Below are 14,641 nucleotides of genomic sequence, written 5' to 3' on the forward strand. Positions count from 1 at the left end.
ATTCAGGAATCGGAGCGAGTGACGGGTATGACGCGTGCGTCGAAATCGATGTGGTGTCCCTGTATCCACATCAATGATCTGCCACCGTCTTTGGCGGTCTTGCCGAGCATGACGGGCATTATCAGATCCCGTATGAAGCGGCCGATCGCGCCGGGTGGCTCGGGGTTGCGGCCGTGCTTGACGATCTTCGTCACGCGGTCACGGCGCAGGGCGTCGAAAGTGGTGAGCGCGGAGGGCAGGTCGGGACAGTCGCGCAGGCATTGCGCGAGCACGACCGCATCCTCGATGGCGAGGGCGAGGCCCTGACCGGCGGTGGGCGAGGTGACGTGCGCGGCGTCGCCGATGATCACCATGTTGCGGCCGTCGTGCCAGCGGGAGGCCACGGGCATGGCGTAGCTGGACCAGGCGAGCAGCGGTGCCGGTGCGGCGTCGACGATGTCGTGAGCGGGCCCGATTTCACCGGCCATCAGCTCATGGAGCCGGCGCCGCAGCGCGGCGTCATCGGTCTCCGAATCGACACTGTGGATGTCCCTGGGCGGGTTGGCGAACCAGGCGGTGCCGCCATCGGAGGTGCGCAGCCAGGCGAAGGAGCAGCGCATCCCGAGATGGACGTGCAGATCTCGATCGGGCGCGTCGACGGTGAAGTCGGGGATGTAGCCGCCGGTGGTGAGCACGGCGACCGGGCTGGGCGCGGGTGCGTGCGGGTCGATCAGGCTACGCACGGTGGAATGCACACCGTCGCAACCGATCAGCAAGTCGCCGTCGGCGGTGGTGCCGTCGGCGAACACTGCCTGCACGCCCCCGCCGGGTAGTCGTACCGCGTCGATGAGCCGCTTGCCGTGTTCCACGGCGATGCCGCGTTCCCGGGCGGCGCCAGCGAGTGTTTCGTTCAGGGCCGTACGCGGCACCATCATCGATTTCAGGCCATCGGGCCGGACGGGAATCGGCATCCGTCCCAGCGTCCGCCCGCTGCTATTGGCGAAACTCATGGTGTCGACCTCGTACCCGAGTTTCTCCACCGCTCCCGCGGCGTCGATAGCCCGCAGGGCGTCGATCCCGTTGGCGGACTGGAAGTTCAGCCAGGACCCATCTTCCGCGGCCCCTGCCGCATCGCCTTCGAAGATGCTGGATTCGATGCCTGCCTGCTGTAAGGCCATCGATAACACCGGGCCGGCGACGCCGGCCCCGATGATCAGTGCGCGGGGCATACGCGCTCCTAACGGGAATGCGGTCGAACATGTGGACGCCGTGTTCCATGGCAGCTTGTGGCCACCATCCGCCTACCGAATTGCCCTGGTGTGGAACATGATTCGTCAGCGGTTAGGATCACCCGCTCAGCGCACGTCAGCACGCTCGAACGTTTGAGCCGTGCGAACAGACGAAGAGCCTAGCCACCACATTCGAAGCGTGTCAATCAATTCCGTCACCACTGAACAATATGCGCAGAACGAGTTCTCAGCTTCGGTTACCCCGAAGCAGAATGATCAAACCGACCACCCGGCCGCCGCCACCGTGCTCAACCCGTATCCGATCAAGAAGACTGCACCACAACGCATTTCACAGACAATCCGGTAGCCGTTCGATTGCCGATACACGGACCCCTGCCTACAGGTTGCCATGGACATTTCTTCTACGCCGACATCTCCAGCCTCCATACGCCGCCGGAGACGATTCCCCGGGCCTGTCTCGCCGAACTCCATAAGCACCCCATACCGGCTGGTACGGTCATTTTCAATGGCGGCGATCGGGAGAAGCAGGTGACAGCGCGGACCGTGCGCGGTGATATCGCGCGGACCGTGCCGATCGATTTCGTGCGGGCCGTCGTGGCGATGGCAAGTCGGCGGGGCGTGGACGCCGAACAGCTGCTGGGTTCGGTAGGGGTGGCCCCTGAGTTGATCGTGCAGGAGCGTGCCCGGGTGACCGTTGCGCAGATGACCAGCACTGTGCAGCAGCTGTGGCGGATCAGTGACGATGAGATGTTCGGGCTGGGTCCGCGGCCGGTTCCGCGTGGGACATTGCGGCTGATCTGTTTCGGTTTGCTGGCATGCCCGGATCTCGGGGCGGCGTTGGCTCGGTTCAACGAGTATCAGCGGTTGACGCCCGGTTTGCCGCCGATGGTTGTGGTGACCGAGCGGGCCCGTACTCGATTCACCATCGATACCTCGGTGCTCGAGGATCCCGAGCATCTGATGACCTCTTTTCTGCTGGCGGCGGCGCATCGCATCATGGCGTGGGGAATCGGGCGCCGAATTCCGTTGCGGCAGGTAGAATTTCCGTTTCCGAAGCCTCGCAACATCCAGGATTACGACCTGTTGTTCGCGGCACCGCTGGTTTTCGGCGCGGGGACCGCCGCACTTGTTTTCGACAGTGCGGTGTTGTTCTCCCCGCTCACCCGGACCGAGGAAGCGCTCATCGCTTGGATGCGCGATGCGCCCGCCGATCTGCTGTCGCGGCGCGAGTACGGCACGTCGCTGTCGGAGCAGGTGCGGCGGATACTCGCGCGTGGTCTGAGCGGCGAGTGGCCCGGCGCCGATGAGGTCGCACATCGGCTGGCCATGAGCCCGCAGACGGTGCGGCGCAAGCTGGGCGAGGAAGACACCTCGATCACCAGGATCCGCGAGGACATTCTGCGCGACGCCGCCATCGCCAGTCTGGTGCGCGGTGCGGAGACCGTGGAGGAACTCTCGGCGCGTCTGGGATTCTCCGAACCCAGCGCCTTCCGCCGCGCTTTCCGGCGCTGGACGGGCAGCCCACCCGGGTCCTACCGCTCCGGCGCGTAATCGCCACTCCCCCAACGCGGCCGAGACGCTGTGGTCGACCATAGGAGTTTCCGCGGCGCCGCGGAATGACCGCATCTCTCACAAAATATGACCGCAGCGCTCAATTCGGAAATTGTGCCGTCTGCCCTGGTCAACGCCTGCAAAGAATGTTTAGGCTCACTGCTGCGACGGATCCGTCTGGGACGGTCGCGCCTCGAGTTTCTTCATTCATTCGGAAAGGCAGTCAGGATGAACGTGCGCAGAGTCGGGCGCGTCCTCGCAGTGGGCCTCATCGCCGTGATGACGCCCTGGGTGACAACGGTTTCGGTCCAGGCGGCGCCGATCGAGCGGGCCGATGTCCAGATCGAACCGGCGCCGGCACTGACCCTGCCACCGGAGCTGGACGACTTCTATCGCCCGGCCGCCGGCGCGGTCACCGCGGCACAGCCCGGCGAGATTCTGCGCGTGCGCCGGATCAACCCGGCCTTCTTCGGTCTGCTGCAACTGAATGTCGATGCCTGGCAGCTGCTCTACCGCACGACCAACAGCCACGGCGAGGCCATCGCCACCGTGACCACGGTGCTGAAGCCGCGCGGCGCAGCGCCCGCGGGTGGTCGCAAACTGCTGTCCTACCAGATCGCCGAGGACAGCGGAGCACAGTATTGCGCACCGTCGTATGTGATCCAATCCGGTGCCATCCCAGCCGATTACGTCAATGCGGCCGAAACGCTCATCCCCCTCGCCGCCGGCGTCGGCCAGGGCTGGACGGTCGCGCTGCCCGACTACGAGGGAGCGAATTCCGCCTACGGCGCCTCGCGAATGAATGCGCAGGCCACCCTGGACGGAATTCGCGCCGTCGAGAATTTCGAGCCCGCACAATTGAGCGGTGCGAGCACTCCGGCCGCGCTGTGGGGTTATTCGGGCGGCACGATCCCCACCTCGTTCGCCGCCGAGATCAAGGACAGCTACGCGCCGGAACTGAATATCGTGGGCACCGCATCCGGTGGCACGGCGCCCACCGATTACGCGGCGGTGGTGCGGCACAACAACAATGGCGTCTACGCGGGGCTGATCTCGGCCGCGTTCGTCGGATTGGCCACCGAATACCCCGATATGGCACAGGTACTGCGGGACCGGGTGGATCTGCTCGGTCAGCTGGTATTGGGGTCGAAGAAGGTGTTGTGCCATCCGCAAGGGGCGGCACTGTTCCCGGGATTCAACTATCTGGGCACCTTCCAGGGGGCCGATCCGCTTGCGCTACCGGCGATTCGCGACGCTATCGCGGACAACTCACTGGGACAGCACACGCCTTCGCTGCCGGTGTACTTCTATCACGCGCAGAACGATGAATTGCTCCCGATCGCCGGGACCGACGCTGTGGTCGACAAGTACTGCCACGACGGCGCACCCAGCGTCACCTACGTGCGCGAATTCGCCGCCGAACATATCTCCGGCGTCGTCACGCACCTGCCCGGCGCCTTCCACTGGCTGCGTGATCGGCTCGATGGCGTGCCCGCACCCACCGGATGCACCATCACCGATCCGACGACCACCCTGACCGATCCCGCATTCGGTCAGGCTTTGGGCGAAATACTGCCACCCATGGCGCAGGCCCTCGTCGGACAGGCCATCGGACAGCAGTAGAGCCGCACCGAACCCGAACCATCCTGCGAGCCAACGGGTTCGCGACGATCGACAGGTGAGCGATGAAGATGGCCAACGTCTCCGGCGGCTCGACGGCGCGCGACACGAGCGCCTTACCCCGGACGACCACACGAAGGTTCTGCAAGGCCACCGGCATCGCGGCGATGGTCGTCGCGGCGATGCTGTCGACGGCCGTCCCCGCGAACGCCGACCCGCAACCCGGCAATGCATTCCCGAAAGCCAATGCCCGCACCGGATTACCGGACGGCTGGAATCCCGGACCGGAGAGTTACGGTGTCGGCGAGCACAAGAATGTGGAAATCCCGATGGCGGACGGAGTGGTACTGCGCGCCGACGTCCGCTATCCCACCGACGCCTCCGGCGCACCCGCACCGGGACCGTTCCCGATCGTCATGACCCAGACCGCCTACGGCAAGGACAGCGCCGGATTCCTGCGGTTACTGTCCTATGACGGCGTCGGTCCGGCGCTGCAGAACGCGCTGCCATCGGTCATCGACGTGGCCAAGCAGATCACCGACGCGGCCGGCTATGGCGACTACTTCGTCAAACGCGGCTATATCAGCGTCATCGTCGATATCCGCGGCACCGGATCCTCCGGCGGGCAGTGGAGCATTCTGCAGCCGCAGGAACGCGAGGATTCCAAACGGGTCGTGCAATGGGCTGCGGGACTGCCCGATTCGACCGGCGAGATCGGCCTGTGGGGGCTGTCGTACCTCGGCATGAGCGAACTGCTCACCGCCGGGGTGATGGAACCCGGTTCGCCGATCAAGGCCTTGTTCCCACTCATGCCGGGCAACAATATGTTCCAGGATCTGCTGGACCATGACGGGTTCCTCAATATCGCGTTCCTCTCCTCGATCCTCGCGGTTCCGGTCACCGCACTGCCGCAGATCGACCCGATTCTGGGCCTGTACCAGCAACCGGACAAGATGCTCAGCGTCTTCGTCGACCATCTGATCTCACATTTCCGTGACGACGGCACCTGGCCGTCGATCATCAACGCGCTCATGGACGGCGACAAGCTGTACAACAGCCCGTACTGGGAATCGCGCGCCATCGACAATGTGGTCGACAAGATCGCCGCCAATGACATCCCCACCTATCTCATCTCCGGACAGTACGACCTGCTGCAAGACGGCACCCCGCGCACCTTCGCCGGATTGCAGAACGCCTACGCCGGCCGCTCACACAATGGCCCGATGCCCGCGGACGCACCGTCGAGCGGGCGCTACCAAATGCTCACCGGCCCCTGGTTCCACATTCAGCCCGGCAGCCAGCGCAACACCAATGATGTCGATATGCACGCGATCGAACTGGCCTGGTTCGACCGCTGGCTCAAGAACGACCACAATGGAATCGACGAGACCGGGACGCCGCTGCACGCCATCGACGTCAACGGCAATGTCCTCGAAAGCGCCACCTACCCGATGCGCGAAACTCCGGCCCAGCGACTGTATCTCGCAGCGGGCGGCCAGCTTTCGACCGGCAAGCCCGCCGACGCGACGGGATCGGACCGCGTCGATTTCACCCCGGTCAACGCGGGCACCATCTGCAATGCGTCCTTCTCCCGCAACTTCTCCGGCGTCTTCCAGCTGCTGACCTCCCTCATCGGTGTCGACGATCCGTGCGCACGATTCCCCGCGAACCCGAGTGTGCCTCCGCTACTGGTGAATCCGACCTACACGACCGACGCCTTCACCGAACCGACCGTGCTGGGCGGCCCCCTCGGCGCCACCCTCTACGCCGTCTCCGACAAACCGGCCTCGGCCTTCAACGTGACCGTGCAGGACATCGCCCCCGACGGCACCGTCACCGCCCTGACCGACGGCCAACTGGCCGGTAATTACCGTGCGCTGGACGAGGACCGGACCTGGCGCGCTCCCGACGGCAGCGTGCAGGGCCCATTCCACCCCGGCAGCCGCGAATCCCTGCTGCCCGTGGTGCCCGGCGCGGTGACCGAATACAACATCAAGGTGCGCCCCGCCTTCCACGTCTTCGCACCCGGCCACCGCCTCCAGATCACCATCGGCACAGGCGATTTCCCCACCCATATCCTCAACCCGAAGGACTATCCGGCCCTGCTGGGCAGCTCCTACGACATCGAACGCAATGCCGACGCGGCCTCGTTTCTCACGGTACCGCTGGCGGGGGTGTCCCAGATTCGGCGCTGAAGGTGTTCAGGTACACCACGAGGTCGCGAGGCAGGCCGTGGGTGTCGTGCAGGTAGCGGTAGTCGTCCTCGCTCAAGGGCCCGCTGAAACGCCTGTGCGACAACACCTGTCGTCCCCGTTGTAGTAACAGCCCGAATTTGCGCTCCTCGTCGAGCAGGACGGTGCGCACTTCGTGCGGATCACGCGACTGCCGAAAGTGCCCGAGAGTGTGTTCGATCAGTTCCATCGGCAGATCGGACAGTGTGCGGGTCGGACCATCGCGCCACAATGTGGTCAGCACACGACGGATCAGGCGGCGCAGCACATAGCCGCGTCCGGTCGCGGAGGGCATGATTTCGTCGCCGAGAACAACGATGCTGGAACGTAAGTGATCGGACAGCAGCCGCAGCGACGGCTCATCCAAGGATCCCCAGAGTCGCGGCAGTGTGGTGAGCCACGGCTGGAAAAGGTCGATCTCGAAGACGGAGGGCGTGTCTTGCAGAATCCGCACCAGCCGCTCCACACCCAGGCCGGTGTCGACGTTGGGCCGGCTCAACGGCTCGAGGCTGCCGTCGGAATACCGGACGTATCGCATCATGACGTGATTCCACACCTCCACCCACCTGTCATCGGAAGTCGGTGTGCCCTGCGGTATTTCGGGCCCGGTCCAGACGAAGATCTCCGAATCGGGCCCGCACAGTCCGGTGGGACCGTTGGACCACCAGTTCTCGTGAGTCGTCGGTTCGACCGGCACACCGAGCTCCTCCCACGTTTGCCACGATTCGCGGTCAGGCCCGACATGTTCGTCTCCGCCGAAGACCGTGACGTGGATCCGCCCGGGATCGATGCCGAAGCCGTCACGCAAAAGCTCCCACCCCCACCGCAGACTCTGCGAGCCGCCATAGTCGCCGAGCGACCACGAGCCGAGCATCTCGAAGACGGTCAGATGGGTAGTGTCGCCGACCTCGTCCAGATCGGTGGTGCGCAGACACCGTTGCGTACCGGTCAGCCGCCGCCCCAAAGGATGTGGGCGGCCCAGCAGATACGGGGTCAACGGGTGCATGCCGGAGGTCGTGAACAACACCGGATCCCCCGGCGGCGAAACGAGCGACTCGCTCGGCACAAGTTCATGACCGCGCTCGCGGAAGAACTCGAGGAACGTACGAACGGTTTGATCGGTGGTCATCATGGCGTTACTCCATCGAGGTGAAATCGACCGGAAGCGACCGCACATGGCAAGTCTCGCAAGAAGACCGACGCACACCGGCGGACCGTTTCCGGTCGCCGGCTGGGAAAGAGGTCAGGCGGCAGCGACCGGCGAGCGGTGAGCTCGCGCGGCAGCGGCGGCAGTACGTGGATAGACCTCCATGGGCTTCACGGTAGCAACGAGGCCGGCCGGAGCACGACCGATTATCAAGTCACCCATGGCAGGTTCCGCTCCGCGCCGGCCAGGGTGACGACGGCGCAATTCATCCACACCAGCGCCACCACGGTCGCCCCGAGCAACGCGACCCCGGGCGCCGCCCCCGAATTCACCCACCGCAGCAACACCGACACCCTCACTCCTCGACCCGACCTTCCCGGCACATCACCCCGCTAACGGTACTATGACACTTGTGCTATATCTGGAGTGGAATGCCGCCGCATTCCGCCGGCAGCGGATCTGATTCCGACACAGAAGGACTCACCCATGTCATTCGGCGATCGACCCAACATCCTCTGGATCGTCAGCGAAGACTGCCCGCCGCGTTTCGGCTGCTACGGCGACTCGCTGGCCGAAACCCCGAACCTCGACCGGCTCGCCCGGGACGGGGTGGTGTTCGATCACGCCTTCAGTGTCGCACCGGTCTGCGCGCCCTCCCGGTTCGCCTTGTTGACCGGACTGGGCCCGGAAAGCCACGCACCGGCCAACCACATGCGGGCCGACGCGCCGATGCCCCCGTGGCTGCGCACCTACCCGGAAATCCTGCGTGAACGCGGCTATTACTGCACCAACAACGCCAAGACCGACTACAACGCCGATGTCGATCCCGACGCGATCTGGGCCGAATCCTCACGGAACGCGCACTGGCGCAACCGAAGCCCCGGCGACCCGTTCCTCGCGGTCTTCAATTTCGACGGCACCCACGAGAGCTCGGTGTTCCCGCGCACGAAGCCCAGCCTCGATCCGGCGCTCGTCCGGATACCCGCTTACCTGCCGGACACTCCCGAGATCAGAGCCGATATCGCCCGCTACTACGACCGAATCGCCGAAATGGATGCGTTCGTGGGAAGCCTGCTGGCGCAACTGGACGAGGACGGCCTCACCGATTCCACGATCGTCATCCAGACCTCCGACCACGGCGGCGTCAACCCGCGCTCGAAACGCTTCTGCTACGACGAAGGACTCCGCGTCCCGCTCATCATCAGAGCCCCGCAGCGCTACGCAGAACTGTTCCCGCCCACGGGCTCCCGGGTACAGGCCGCCGTCACCACCGACCGCATCCCCGCCACGCTGATCGAACTGGCCGGAGCGTCGCCCCCGGCGCACCTGCACGGCCGCAGCCTCACGCACGCCGACCTCGACCCGGCCACCTCACTGGCCTTCGGCGGCCGCGGCCGGATGGACGAGCGCTACGACCTCATTCGTACCGTTCGCGACCAGCGCTACCGCTACATCCGCAACTACCTTCCGCACCGGCCCTACGGACAACACCAGCCGTTCGCGTGGCTGGCCGCCGGTTATCAGTCGTGGGAGACGGAACACCTCGCCGGACGACTGAACGAGGCCCAGTCGGCGTTCTGGAACACCAAGCCGGGCGTGGAGCTGTACGACCTGCACACCGATCCGGACGAGGTGCACAACCTGGCCGGCAATCCCGACTACGCCGACGTGGAGAAGCGGCTCGCCGGGGCACTGCGCACACACATACTTGCCGTGCACGACAACGGATTCCTGCCCGAAGGCTCACCGCACGAAGGATACGACGCGAGTCGTGAACCGGGCGTCTACCCGCTGGATCGCGTACTGGATATCGCGGACGCGGTGGCCCAGCAAGAACCCGGCAGCGTGGCGGCATTCCACACCGCCCTCGCCGACACGGACGCCACAGTGCGCCGCTGGGCAGCGATCGGCATCCTCGCTTCCGGCGCGAGCGACGACACGACCCTCACCCTGCTGGACGCCGTCACCGCCACCGAGCCCGACCCGTTCGTCATGATCCCCTGCGCGGAAGCCCTTGCGCGCCACAGGAACAACCCTGATGACGTCCGCCGACTCGTCGACTTCGCCGATCCCGCTCAGCCACGACCGATTCGGCTCGAGGCCCTCGCCGCTCTCACCGCACTGCCGATCGCCCGGCTCCACGAACACCGCGCGGCCATCGCTGCTTCGGCAGACCCCAACGGTGGGTACGTCTCCGGCGCGGCGCGATATCTCCTGGCTCGCATCGACGGCACCTATACCCCGAGCATGATCCTGTTCACCGCTCCACCCGAAATGCTGAAGCACGCAGCCCAATTCGGCCCTGCCGCAAGCCAGATGCTCGCCCGGCTGCAGGGAGCGACGCCCGACCCGGCACAGTAAGCCGGGCCGCGTCCTTTCCGGCGGCCGGCCCAGCAGGGCCGGCCGGCGGTGCGTTGCTATCGCACGTCCACAGTGACGGGTTCGCCGAGATCGTTCACATGCGAGCCGGCGTGCACCGCGAAGGTGCCGGGTTCGCTTACCCAGGTGTGCCGCTCGATCGACCAGTGTTGCAGAGCACGGGGTTCGACGAGGATCGCCGCGCGCACTGTCGCACCTGGATCGGCGTGAACCACAGCGAACCCGGCCAGCCAGCGCACCGGCCGATCCACCGCCGAGTCGGATTCCCGCGAAAGATACACCTGTACAACATGTTTGCCGTAGCGCGCACCGGCGTTTGCGACGTCGACCGAGACATTCAGTGATCCGTCCGCATTCGCCGTGACTTCCGGGGCGCCGACGGCCCATTCCGTGTACCCGAGGCCGAAGCCGAACGGAATCGCCGGTGCCGGGCCATCGGCGCGGCGCAACCAGGCGCGGTAGCCGACATGGATGCCCTCGGTGTAGTCCAGCCGCCCATCGACCGGTTCGACCTGCCATACCGGGACATCCGCCTCGCGGACCGGCCAAGTGGTCGGGATACGCCCGCCCGGTTCGCGGGCGCCGCTGAGGACATCCGCAAGGGCCGCACCGAATTCCTGGCCGGGGAACCAGGTCAGCAATGTGGCGGGCACCTCGTTCAGCCACGGCATCAGCACGGGGCCACCGGAATTCACCACGACGACGGTGCGCGGGTTGGCGGCGAGCACGCGGCGCACCAGCTCGTCCTGTCCATCGGGCAGCGCCAACGTCGGCCGATCGAAGCCCTCGGACTCCAGATTCTCCGTGGTACCGACCACGACAACGGCGACGTCGCTATCGGCCGCCAAGGCCACCGCACGCTCGAATTCCGTTGCCGTATCCTCGAATACATCCTCCACACCCAGCGTGAACCGGGCCAGCGGATACCTGCCGAGCAACTCCGCACGGAACTCCACCCGCAGCTCGACCGGGCGGTCGGCCGCGAGATCGAGGTCGAACACCCGCGACGGCGGCCGCAGGATCGCCTGGATCGGGTTGTCGCTCTCCGAAACCACGGTCTCGGCGGTGAGCACCCGGCCGTCCACGGCGAAGACCACACTGCCGAGCCCGGCGAAGCCGAGACGATGTCGTCCGCCCTCAGCGGGTGTGAAGCGGGCGAGAATCTCGAGAGATGTTGCGCGAGCCAGCCGTTCGTCACCCAGCCAGCCGAACATTCCGGCGGGAAAAACCTCTTCGTCGAAAACAGCGCCGTCGGCGTCGAGATAACGCAGCCGAGCTCCCGGCACGCCGGTGACCGGGTCGGTGAGATCGCCACGCTCGAAGGCATGCAACTCCGGTGCGGGCACCAGCCCGGCCGCATAGCGCACCGCACCCTGCCCGTAGGCGGCGCGGATGCCGGCGAGCGGGGAAACCACCGCCTTGGGGAACACCATCGCGGACCCGCCACCTTGATTGCGACCCCGGCGCGCGTGCGGCCCGATGACGGCGACGCGCGGCGCGGTCTCGGGTGTGATCGGCAGCAGCCCGTCATTGCGAACCAGCACCATGCCGTCCGCGGCGACCTCGCGCACCAACGCCCGGACCTCCTCGTCGGACCACTGGGCGGGCGCGGGCGCGGCAGCCGTGACATCCTCGAGCGCACCCACCCGGGCGGCCAAGCGCAACAGCCGCAACACCTTGTCGTCGATCGCGTCCTCGCTGACCCGCCCGGCCCGCACCGACGCGAGCAGGGCGTCACCCCAGAACGCTTCGGGTCCGGGCATAGCGAGGTCCTGGCCCGAGGCGCCGGAGGCGTCGGTATCGCGCACGGCCGTCCAGTCGGAGACGACGACGCCATCGAAGCCCCATTCGTCCTTGAGCGGATCGCGCAGCAGCGGGTTGGCGCTCATGGTCGCGCCGTTGACCCCGTTGTAGGACGACATGACCAGCCACGCGCCGCCCTCGGCGACCATACGCTCGAAGGGTGCGAGATATACCTCCCGCAGTGTGCGCTCGTCGACTCGCACGTCGACGGTCATGCGGTCGGTCTCGCTGTCATTGGCGACATAGTGTTTGGCGGTGGCGGCCACGCCGTGGGCCTGCACACCGCGTACATAGGCGGTGCCGATGACGCCCGACAGCCACGGGTCCTCACTGAACGCCTCGAAATGTCTTCCGCCGCGCGGAGATCGGTGCAGATTCACGGTCGGGCCGAGCACCACATCGACGTGTTTCGCGCGGGCCTGCGCGGCGATCAGCTCGCCCAGCCGCCCGATCTTGTCCAGGTCCCAGGTCGCGGCCACCGCCGTGGCCGACGGCAGACTCGCGGAGGGATCGCGATCGTCGGCGGCCGTGCCGCGCACGCCGGACGGGCCGTCGGACATGACGATCGGCCGCAGCCCGATCGCGGGCTCCTCGTGCAGCGACCACACCGACGCGCCGCTGAGCAGCCGGACCTTCTGTTCGAGGCTCAGTTTCCCGGCCAGATCGGCCAGCTGCGATTCGGGATCGGGTACGTGGCGGGCAGTCATTCGGACTCCTTCGTCTTCGCGGTCCGCAGGGTCGCCATCGATTGACGACCACTCGAGTATGCCACTAGTCACATACCCACGCATTCCACTAGTCATATAGTGAAGAGGTACCCACCCGGAAAGGAGATCGCACAGTGAAGGCGATCATGGTCATGTTCGACAGCCTCAATCGGCGGCTGCTCCCGCCCTACGGAGGCGACTGGACACACGCCCCGAACTTCGCACGCCTGGCACAGCGAGCGGCCACCTTCGACAACGCCTGGGCAGGTTCGATGCCGTGCATGCCCGCCCGGCGCGAAATCCACACGGGCCGGTACAACTTCCTGCACCGCAGCTGGGGACCCCTGGAACCGTTCGACGACTCCATGCCGGAACTGTTGCGGCAGAACGGAATCCACACCCACCTGGCCAGCGACCACCCGCACTACTGGGAGGACGGCGGCGCGACCTACCACGGCCGCTACTCCACCTGGGAATTCTTCCGGGGCCAGGAGGGCGACCCATGGAAGGGCCACGTCGTACCGCCGGAGACCCCCGAGGACGATTTGCACACCCAGCGGATGCCGCACTACTTCCAGGACTGGGTCAACCGGCAGTACATGACCACCGAGGACCGACACCCCCAGACGCGGACCTTCGACGCCGGACTCGAGTTCATCAATACCAATGCCGCCGCGGACAATTGGTTCGTCCAGATCGAAACCTTCGATCCACACGAGCCGTTCTTCAGCCACAAGACCTACAAGGACCTCTACCCGCACGAGTACGACGGCCCGCACGGCGACTGGCCCGACTACAAACGAGTCACCGAGACGCCGGAACAGGTCCAGCACATGCGCTACGAATACGCCGCGCTGCTCTCGATGTGCGACCACTCCCTGGGCCGGGTGCTCGACACCATGGACGAGCTGAACCTGTGGGACGACACCATGCTGATCGTCAACACCGACCACGGGTTTCTGCTCGGAGAAAAGGGCTGGTGGGCAAAGGGCGTCATGCCCTGGTACAACGAACTCGTCCACCTGCCGCTGTTCGCCTGGGACCCGCGCCACCCACAGGCCGCCGACACCCGGCGGCAATCGCTGGTGCAGACCATCGACCTGGCGCCGACCCTGCTGGACTGGTTCGGCGTCGCCATCCCCACCGACGTCCAGGGCGCACCGCTCCCGATCGAGGACGATGCACCCGTCCGCACCGCGGGCCTGTTCGGGATGCACGGCGGCCATGTCAATATCACCGACGGCCGCTACGTGTACATGCGCGCGCCCGCCACCGCGAGCAACACGCCGCTACAGGAACACACCCTCATGCCCACCCACATGCGAGGCCGTTTCACTCCACAGGAACTCGCCGACCTGACGCTGGCCGAACCGTTCGGATTCACCAAAGGCGTTCGCACCCTGCAGATGCCGGGCCGCAACTTCTTCAACCCGTACACCCACGGCACCCTGCTGTTCGATCTGTCCACCGACCCCGAACAGCTCGCCCCGATCGTCGACGACGCGGCCGAGTTGCGCATGGCGACACTGATGGTCGAGCTGATGCGCACCAACGAGGCCCCGCCCAGCCAATACGAGCGACTCGGGCTCCCCGCGGAGGGACCGGTCGAGGAGAAGCATCTACTGGTGCGCGCCCAGCGTTCACAGGCGGAGTCCGCCGTCACCACACTGCCCCCCGAGAGCGAATTCCCTTCGGGCCGTTTGTCCGTGCACACCCCGATCCAGGGTCTACTGGCCGACCCGGCCGCCCTCGAGATCCTCCGCCGGCACCTGCCGGGCATCGCGGATACGGAGTTGCTACAGCTGGTCGGTCCCATTCCGCTGTACCGGGTCGCCGCCTCGGCCGGCGGTATGGTCCCGGTCGCGGCACTGCGCAAGGTCGCCGAGGAACTGGCCGCACTCTGAGATCCGCGACGCCCGAAGCCCCCGCCGGCACCTCGATCCGCCGGCGGGGGTCTTTCCGTTGTCCGAATCG

At 66.1% G+C, this 14,641-nt stretch carries 10 protein-coding genes; 6 read left to right on the forward strand and 4 right to left on the reverse strand.

Going from position 1 to position 14,641, the window contains the following annotated elements; all coding sequences use genetic code 11:
* Positions 1 to 2: 2 nt before the first annotated feature.
* Entirely contained in the window at positions 3 to 1,208 is a 1,206-nt protein-coding gene (locus tag ACIP5Y_RS46885; protein ID WP_400360318.1) for an FAD-dependent oxidoreductase, read from the reverse strand.
* A gap of 199 nt (positions 1,209 to 1,407) precedes the next feature.
* Here ACIP5Y_RS46885 and ACIP5Y_RS46890 point away from each other — a divergent pair, with 199 nt between their 5' ends.
* From ACIP5Y_RS46890 to ACIP5Y_RS46905, 4 genes are all read left to right on the forward strand, one after another.
* Positions 1,408 to 1,575 (forward strand): hypothetical protein, encoded by a 168-nt coding sequence (locus ACIP5Y_RS46890; RefSeq protein ID WP_400360319.1) that lies wholly within the window; start codon positions 1,408 to 1,410, stop codon positions 1,573 to 1,575.
* 182 nt (positions 1,576 to 1,757) lie between these two features.
* Complete coding sequence (locus ACIP5Y_RS46895; protein ID WP_400360320.1) at positions 1,758 to 2,780, forward strand: AraC family transcriptional regulator; 1,023 nt, start codon at positions 1,758 to 1,760, stop codon at positions 2,778 to 2,780.
* A gap of 228 nt (positions 2,781 to 3,008) precedes the next feature.
* Positions 3,009 to 4,403, forward strand: coding sequence for a lipase family protein (locus ACIP5Y_RS46900; RefSeq protein WP_400360321.1), 1,395 nt, complete (start codon positions 3,009 to 3,011; stop codon positions 4,401 to 4,403).
* A 62-nt stretch (positions 4,404 to 4,465) separates the two neighbouring features.
* The gene (locus ACIP5Y_RS46905) at positions 4,466 to 6,595 is read left to right on the forward strand and encodes a CocE/NonD family hydrolase (protein ID WP_400360322.1); all 2,130 of its coding nucleotides are present in this window, start codon (positions 4,466 to 4,468) and stop codon (positions 6,593 to 6,595) included.
* On the opposite strand, the gene ACIP5Y_RS46910 is transcribed toward ACIP5Y_RS46905, so the two are convergent.
* Together ACIP5Y_RS46910 and ACIP5Y_RS46915 are read right to left on the reverse strand one after the other, a co-directional pair.
* Complete coding sequence (locus tag ACIP5Y_RS46910; RefSeq protein WP_400360323.1) at positions 6,555 to 7,763, reverse strand: alanine--tRNA ligase-related protein; 1,209 nt, start codon at positions 7,761 to 7,763, stop codon at positions 6,555 to 6,557. The two genes, ACIP5Y_RS46905 and ACIP5Y_RS46910, sit on opposite strands and share 41 nt — an antisense overlap.
* A gap of 224 nt (positions 7,764 to 7,987) precedes the next feature.
* A complete protein-coding gene (locus ACIP5Y_RS46915) occupies positions 7,988 to 8,131 on the reverse strand; it encodes a hypothetical protein (RefSeq protein WP_400360324.1) in 144 nt (47 codons plus the stop codon).
* Positions 8,132 to 8,264: 133 nt separating this feature from the next.
* Between ACIP5Y_RS46915 and ACIP5Y_RS46920 the strand changes: the two genes are divergently transcribed.
* Complete coding sequence (locus ACIP5Y_RS46920; RefSeq protein WP_400360325.1) at positions 8,265 to 10,139, forward strand: sulfatase-like hydrolase/transferase; 1,875 nt, start codon at positions 8,265 to 8,267, stop codon at positions 10,137 to 10,139.
* A gap of 56 nt (positions 10,140 to 10,195) precedes the next feature.
* Here ACIP5Y_RS46920 and ACIP5Y_RS46925 read toward each other — a convergent pair whose 3' ends face one another.
* Positions 10,196 to 12,667 (reverse strand): beta-glucosidase, encoded by a 2,472-nt coding sequence (locus tag ACIP5Y_RS46925; RefSeq protein ID WP_400360326.1) that lies wholly within the window; start codon positions 12,665 to 12,667, stop codon positions 10,196 to 10,198.
* A gap of 134 nt (positions 12,668 to 12,801) precedes the next feature.
* Between ACIP5Y_RS46925 and ACIP5Y_RS46930 the strand changes: the two genes are divergently transcribed.
* Complete coding sequence (locus ACIP5Y_RS46930) at positions 12,802 to 14,571, forward strand: sulfatase (protein ID WP_400360327.1); 1,770 nt, start codon at positions 12,802 to 12,804, stop codon at positions 14,569 to 14,571.
* Positions 14,572 to 14,641: the final 70 nt, after the last annotated feature.

Source organism: Nocardia sp. NPDC088792, from assembly GCF_044750615.1.
In the GTDB taxonomy this organism is placed as follows: domain Bacteria; phylum Actinomycetota; class Actinomycetes; order Mycobacteriales; family Mycobacteriaceae; genus Nocardia.